2 protein-coding genes are annotated in these 7,139 nt (G+C 67.3%); one reads left to right on the top strand and one right to left on the bottom strand.

The features are described 5' to 3' along the window. Nucleotides 1-1,032 precede the first annotated feature (1,032 nt). Complete coding sequence (locus ABIA35_RS34310; protein ID WP_370360735.1) at nt 1,033-2,493, bottom strand: IS1182 family transposase; 1,461 nt, start codon at nt 2,491-2,493, stop codon at nt 1,033-1,035. Between the two features lie 142 nt (nt 2,494-2,635). Here ABIA35_RS34310 and ABIA35_RS34305 point away from each other — a divergent pair, with 142 nt between their 5' ends. Continuing rightward, on the top strand, nt 2,636-7,135 hold the full coding sequence (locus tag ABIA35_RS34305; RefSeq protein ID WP_370360729.1) for an RHS repeat-associated core domain-containing protein: 4,500 nt from the start codon (nt 2,636-2,638) through the stop codon (nt 7,133-7,135). Nucleotides 7,136-7,139 lie beyond the last annotated feature (4 nt).

Below are 7,139 nucleotides of genomic sequence, written 5' to 3'. Positions count from 1 at the left end.
GATACGAACTCGACACTCGCATCCTTCCAGGCCAAGGGCACCTTTCGCATGTCAGGTTCCGAACTCACAACTCATCTGCTGAGTATCGGAGGCTAGCCGTGCAGGGCTCCCGTCTCGTCTCAACAGCCGTCTCAGCACACTAGGGTTCGCCGTTGTGTGGGAACTGATCTGGATGCTCCTGCTGCGGCATGCCACCAGGTAAAGCTCAAGGTGCATTCCCGTGGGCATCCATGCGCCAACCTCGAAAGCGTGTGAGGTGCAAGCCTCCGTGGGCTCAAATCCACCGTCACCGCTTTTGATACAGCCCCTGAGCTGTGGAAACGCACCTCGCGGCTGTTCTGTTGAGGGCGTTTGTCTCACGTCTCACGCTATCGGAACGCAACTGGGCTTCGGTCGGACTGCAAGCGGATCTCCCGAACACCAGCATTGGCCTGCACGTAGGTTCATCGATTCACACCACCGCCAAGCGTGCGAGTCTCGCAAGGCTCTGGACGTCGTCGCAGGCCGTGCAAGGGGCAGTACCGGAGGCCCCCCACTGCAAACACGAGCCCACGGCACGAGCCGAGCCATGCTCGGCCCGGCTCGGCACCTTCGGCTTCAGAGCGGGCCGGCTGGTGGGCACCGAATCAGACCACTCGTCCACCGAGGGTCGAGACGACAGACGCCGCATCGTCCTTCTATGCCTGCGCAGTGACAGGTGGCAGATACGTCAGCCGCAGGACGGCGGTCACTCGCTTCGCGCCAAAGAGTTACCGAGGCCACGACCTGCTTTGTAGACTCGTTAGCTGTTGCGCGACGCAAGCGGGGGGATGCGGGGGAAGATGACGAGTCTCGTCATCAATGTGCTCACGTTGTCCGCGTTCAGCCCCACTGCCTCGCGCGATCTAGGAGCGTGGGTCGGAATTGAACAAGCCGCGGGGCCTTTGTGAGCGGCTGTTCGGAGCCCGGTGGAGGCGTTCGCGGTGGCGTGAGCGGTTCGCGAGGATGTCTGCCGGGCTCGACTGGTCCGCCGGCGGCCGACTGGCCGGGTCGTCAGGCCCGGGCGGCGGCCAGTCCGGCGGTTCCGGCGTGCCGGAAGATCTTGCGGAGGTTGTGGCAGGCGGCGAGCAGCCGCCATTCGCCGCGGGCCCCACACTCGCCGCGCAGCAGCAGTTCGCGGCCGTTCTGGCAGGTCATGATCTGGCCGAATACGGGTTCGACGATGGCTTTGCGTCTGGCGTAGGCGGCGCGTCCGGGTTTGGTGCGCAACTTGCGGGCCATGCGCTCGCGCAGCGTGGCGTCTTTGCGGATGCGTCCGCGCGGGGTGGGCGGTACCTGTTCGTCGTGGGCCAGCCGTCCGGTGGCCATGAAGGTGTCGGTGCCGTGTTCTTCCTTGCGTTTGGCTGCGGCCTGCAGGTTCGCCTCGGAGCAGTACCCTGCGTCGGCCAGGGCTTGACGTGGGTGGATGCCGGTGTTGGCGGCGGACTGGTCGAGCATCGCGGTGTAGAACAGCGCGTCGGCGGGGTTGGTGGTGACGTCGGCGGCGGTGATGATCTGGTGAGCGTCGTCCACGACGGCCTGGCCGTTGTAGGCCTGGATGTAGGCGCCGTCGCTGTTCTTCATGATCCGGGATTCGGGGTCGGTGAAGTTGGCCTGCGCCTTGTCCTTCGGCCGCGCCTTGGCGTCGGCTTGGCGTCTTACCTGGTCGATCTCGTCGTCGTCGGGTTCGCGCCCGGTGCGCTTGGCCTTTTTGCGGGCCAGTTCCTCGGCGTGTGCGGCGGCCTTGGCTGCGGCTTCGGCCTCGATCTGGGCTCGGGCGGCCTGCAACCTGGCCAGGCGCTTCTCCCGCCGGTCCAACTCGGCCGGCAGGTCGGTGTCCTTGCCGTCCGGGCCGAACCGGGCATCCTCGGCGGCGTCGACGGCCGCGGCATCGGCCAGCAGCGCCGCCGCAGCCGCTTCCAGTTCGGCGATCTCGGCCTCGACCTGCTGCTCCTTGTCGACCAGCCGGGCGTAGCTGTTCGCCTTGTGCTTGGAGGCGTTCGCCGCCCACTTCGTGCCGTCCAGCGCGACCCTGCCCATCTTTACCATGCCCAACTTCTGCGCCAGGTGCAGCGACTGGGTGAAGATGTCGGCCAGGGCATCCAAGTGCCGGGCCCGGAACCGGGATATCGACCGGTAGTCAGGACCAGCCCCTGCGGCCAGGTAGCGGAACGCCACATCGTCGGTGCACTTGCGCTCGATCGCCCGGGAGGAGCGCACCCCGGTGGTGTAACCGTAGATCAACAGCCGCACCATCAGACGCGGGTCATATGGTGGCTGCCCGCGCTTTTCGATGTAGCCCGCCAGGATCGGGGACAGGTCCAGCACCTCGTCGACCAGATCGGCGACGAACCGGGCCAGATGGCCCTCGGGCAGCCAGTCGTCCAGCGAGGGCGGCAGCAAAAACATCTGATCGGGGACGAACGCCCGGAACGTCTTCTTCACCGGCACCGCCGGCGACGCCTTCGGTGTCATCGTCGCCGGATCCACCTCGAACAACCCATCCCCACCAGACATACCAAGATTCTTCCATACGAAAGATCACGAACCGCTGGCAGGGTTGGCGTTACTGACCCACGCTCCTAGCCACGTGGCGGATACGGGGAGGGCTTCAGCAATGGCACGTCCAACTGGTTGGGACATCCTGGGCCTGGATGGGGATCCGACTCCGGGTGTGGTGGAGTCGGTTCAGACGCTGGCGAAGCAGTTCGGGGACTTCGCCCATGATGTGGAGGCGGCATATCGGTCCCTGAACTCATTCGGGTCTGACACTGCCGCGATGCAGTGGATCGGCCAGACCGCTGACGCCTTCAAGAACCAGTACGGTCCGCTGCCGGGACGGCTTCAGAAGCTGTACACCTCCTACAGCGAAGCCTCCGATGCACTGTCCGCGTATGCGCCGCAGCTTCAGGCCGCGCAAACCAAGGCCGATGCGGCACTGCGTCAGGCGCAGGATGCGCACGCTGATCTGCAGCGCGCGACGACCAATGCAAACAACGCGGCAACAGATCTGAAGACGGCGCAACAGAATCAGCCGGCCAACCCCAATCAGCAGGCTGTCACCGATGCGCAAACAGCGCACGACACCGCGCAGACCAACCTGAACAACGCCAAGGCCAAGATGGCGGCTTTGACCAAGCAGGCCAACGACGCCTACAACGACCGCATCGAAGCGGCCAAAACCTGCGCCTCCGCGCTCCACAAAGCGCAAGGCGACGGCATCCACAACAAGTCCTGGTGGGATCACGTCGGCGAGGACTTGGCCGAGTGGGGCGGGAAGATCGCCGAGATCGCCAACGAACTCGCCCCCTTCCTCGACGTGCTCGCGCTGGCCACCTCGTGGATTCCCGGCGTGGACGTCATCACCGCCGCCCTCGCCGAAGCCGACAACATCATCGCCCTGGTCGGCACCGGCATGCAGATCGCCGGCGACGCCATGCAAGGCCACTGGGGCGACGCCCTGATGGGCGTCGGCATGCTCGGTGCCCAGTACCTCGGCGGCAAGATGATGGAGAAGTTCGGCGGGAAGTTGATCGAGAAGATCGGCGCCCGAGGAAACAAGCTGGCCTGCGAAGGCGGCGACCCGGTGGACGTCGTCTCAGGAAGCGTGATCGCCAACGAGGTCGATCTCGAGCTCCCCGGTACGCTCCCTATCGCCTTGAGACGGGCCTACTCGTCGGGCAACTTCACGGGCCGCCTCCTCGGCGCCGGCTGGTCCTCCACACTCGACCAGCGGATCGCCATCAACGAAGCCGGGATCCACTTCGCCGGCGACGACGCCCAGATCCTCACCTACCCGTTCCCCGCCGGAGACGGGAGTGTGCTGCCGACGGAGGGGGCGCGCTGGCCTTTGGTCTGGGACCGTGTGCGTGACGAGATCCGCGTGGACAATCCGTGGAGCGGACTCAGTTGGCACTTCGACACCGTTCACCATCAATCCGATAACGGGCAGATTCGCGACCTGACCGCGATCTCGGACCGGAATGGCAATCGGATCACCTTCGTCCGTGACGATGTGGGCACCCCGCTGCGCATCGAGCACAGCGGCGGATACCGGATCGCCGTCGACACAGCGGCGACTCCTGCCGGCGTCCGGGTCACCGGCTTCAAGCTGCGGGACGAAGCGGCCGCCGACGGCTATGTCCAGATCGTCGAGTACCGCTACGACGACCGCGGGCGCCTGGTCGCGGTCGTCAACTCCTCCGGCCTGCCCTATTCCTACGACTTCGACGACGAAGACCGGATCGTCGCGTTCACAGACCGCCTCGGCTTCCGATACACCTACGAATATGACGAGCAGGGGCGAGTCCTCCGCGCCTCCGGTGCCGAGGGCTTCCTGACGGCGTCCTTCGCCTACGTCGAGGACGAAAACACCACCGTCGTGACCGACTCTCTCGGGCATCCGACGACGTATCGCTACGACGATCACGGCCACCTCGTGGCGGTCACCGACCCGCTGGGCGGCACGGTCCTGAGCGACTACGACCGCTACGGCCGACTCGCCTCCAGGATCGACGCCCTGGGCAACCGCACCAGCTTCGAGTTCGACGAACGCGGCGACGTTGTTCGGGTCACCGACCCGGACGGCGCGGTGACGCGGTTCGAGTACAACGGATTCCACCAGCCGGTTCTGGTGCAGACCGCCGACGGCCCGATCTGGCGGCGTCGGTACGACGAGCGCGGGAACCTGACAGAGGTGGTGGAGCCGGGCGGCGCGACCACCCGGGCCGAACACTCCGACCGCGGCGCGATCACCCGCGGTATCGACCCCGCAGGCTCCGTCGTCGGCTACCATCACGACGCCGCAGGCCTGCCGATTTCCGTGACCGACCCGCTCGGCGGCACGATCCGCGCGGTACGCGACGCGTTCGGCCGGGTCACGGCAGTGACGGACGCGACCGGCGCGACGACCCGCTACCGCTGGACCGTCGAGGGCTTCCTCGCCGAGCGCACCGAGCCGGACGGCGCCCGGTCGAGCTGGTCCTACGACGCCGAGGGCAACGAGATACGCAGCGTCGACGCGGTCGGCGCGGTGACGGTGACCGAGCCCGGCCCGTTCGGCAGGATCGCGGCGCGGACCGGGCCGGACGGTGTGCGCCACCAGTTCTCCCACGACACCGAGCTGAACCTCCTGTCGGTCACGGGTCCGGCCGGCGCGGTCTGGCACTACGGATATGACGCCGCCGGGCGCCTGGTGACCGAGCAGGACTTCGTCGGCCGCCGCCTCGGCTACGAATACGACGCCGCCGGAAGGATGGTGGCGCGGATCACCGGCTCCGGCGAGCGGATCGGATTCGAGTACGACACCGCTGGACGGCTGGCGTGCCGTCGGACGCCCGACGGCGACTACACCTACGGATACGACACCGAGCACCGGATCACCAGCCTCAGCGGTCCCGGCAGCCGGGTCGAATACACGTGGAACGACGCGGGCCGGCTCGCCGCCGAGAGCACCGACGGCCGCCGGACGGCGTACGAGTACGACGTAGCAGGGCGCCGTGTCCGCCGGATCACTCCCGGCGGCGCCGTGTCGGAGTGGTCTTATGACGCGGCCGGCCAGGCCGAGACCCTGCGCGCCGGGTCGCACCTGCTGGCTTTCAGGCTGGACGCCGCCGGTCGCGAGGTTCAGCGGATTCTGCCCGGGGCTCGAATCGACTTCGCCTTCGACCCGGCGGGCCGGGTCGAGGCCCAGCGGGTGTGGGCCGGCGACGGGCCCACGGAGCGTCGGCAGGTCGTCGGGCGCGAATGGCGCCGCCGGGCCGACGGGATACCGACGGAGATCCACGACAGCCTGCGTGGTGTCCGTCGCTATGAGACGGACCAGATTGGCCGGGTCACCGCGGTGACGGCGCGGGATTGGCGCGAGGAGTACGCCTACGACGCGTTCGGCGGGGTGACGACACCTGGGGTGGCGACACCTGGCGACGCCGCGCCGACCCTGCAGGCGGTCGGGGAAGGTGGTCCCGCTCAGGCCCGATCACGCGGCGGCCGGCGTACCAGCCGTGAATACGACGCCGCCGGACGGGTGACCCGCACGATCCGCCGGACCCTCGACGGCCGCCGGATCATCCGCGAGTTCCAGTGGAACAGCGAAGACCGGCTCGTTCAGACGGTCGCACCGGATGGGACACGCTGGCATTACGCCTACGACCCTCTCGGCCGCCGCGTCTCCAAGGCACGCGTGTCCCCGGAGGGGGCGGTCGTCGAGCAGACCGTCTTCGTCTGGGACGGGCCGGTGCTGGTGGAACAGCACGCACACAGCGCCGATGCCTCGGTGGCGGTCCTCACCTGGGACTACGATCCCGGAACCGGAGCGCCGGCGGCCCAGCGCAGCCGTACCTCGACCGCGGCCGACCAGGATCTGGTGGACGAGACGTTCCACGCCATCGTCTGGCGCACCACGACGGACCTGTGGGGCCGCATGGTCGCCGGGTCCGCGGACACCGACGGCGCCGAATGTCCGCTGCGGTTCGCGGGACAGTACTTCGACGCCGAGACCGAGCTGCACTACAACCTGCACCGGTACTACGACCCGGACACCGCCGCCTACCTGTCCCCGGACCCGCTGGGTCTGGTCGCGGGTCCGAACGATCACGCCTACGTCCCGAACCCGCTGGTCGACACCGACCCGTTCGGCCTCATGTGCGATAAGGCCTTGATGAAATGGTCCGACGAGACCATGGACAAGGCGACGGCCTACCACGACCTGCACAAGGGCGTCGACGACTGGTTCCACCAGAACGGGACCACCGCGGTCGTCAGGGCCCGGTTCCCTGACGGCAAGGGCAACTGGGTCGTCAAGGACGTCGTCGCGCACAGCGGGAAGGAGACCGAGGAGATGGCCGTCGCCCTCCAGTCCGCGGCCGTGAAGAACGGCGACATCGCGGTGCCGTTCAACGTCCCGGGCTTCACCCATGCCGAGCACAACGCCTTGCTGTTCATCAACAAGCTCGGGGGCGTGCCGGTGGCCGGCGGCGCTTCGCGTCCGGTGTGCAGGGACTTCTGCGGACCCCTCATCCAGGGCACCAAGGGAACCATTTACGGCCAGATCATCCCCAAGACCCACGGCCATCAGGTGAGAGGATTCTTCTGGTCTGGATCGATGAACATCAAGTGAGGGG

Source organism: Catenulispora sp. MAP12-49 (genome assembly GCF_041262705.1).
In the GTDB taxonomy this organism is placed as follows: Bacteria; Actinomycetota; Actinomycetes; order Streptomycetales; family Catenulisporaceae; genus Catenulispora.
The sequence above is the reverse complement of the archived record's forward strand: the minus strand, read 5'-3'. Positions and strand labels throughout refer to the sequence as shown.

Bases quoted from the DNA above. Each gene is read 5' to 3' on its own strand.
- ABIA35_RS34305 (WP_370360729.1), top strand. From the start codon at position 2,636: ATGGCACGTCCAACTGGTTGGGACATCCTGGGCCTGGATGGGGATCCG.
- ABIA35_RS34310 (WP_370360735.1), bottom strand. From the start codon at position 2,493: ATGACACCGAAGGCGTCGCCGGCGGTGCCGGTGAAGAAGACGTTCCGG.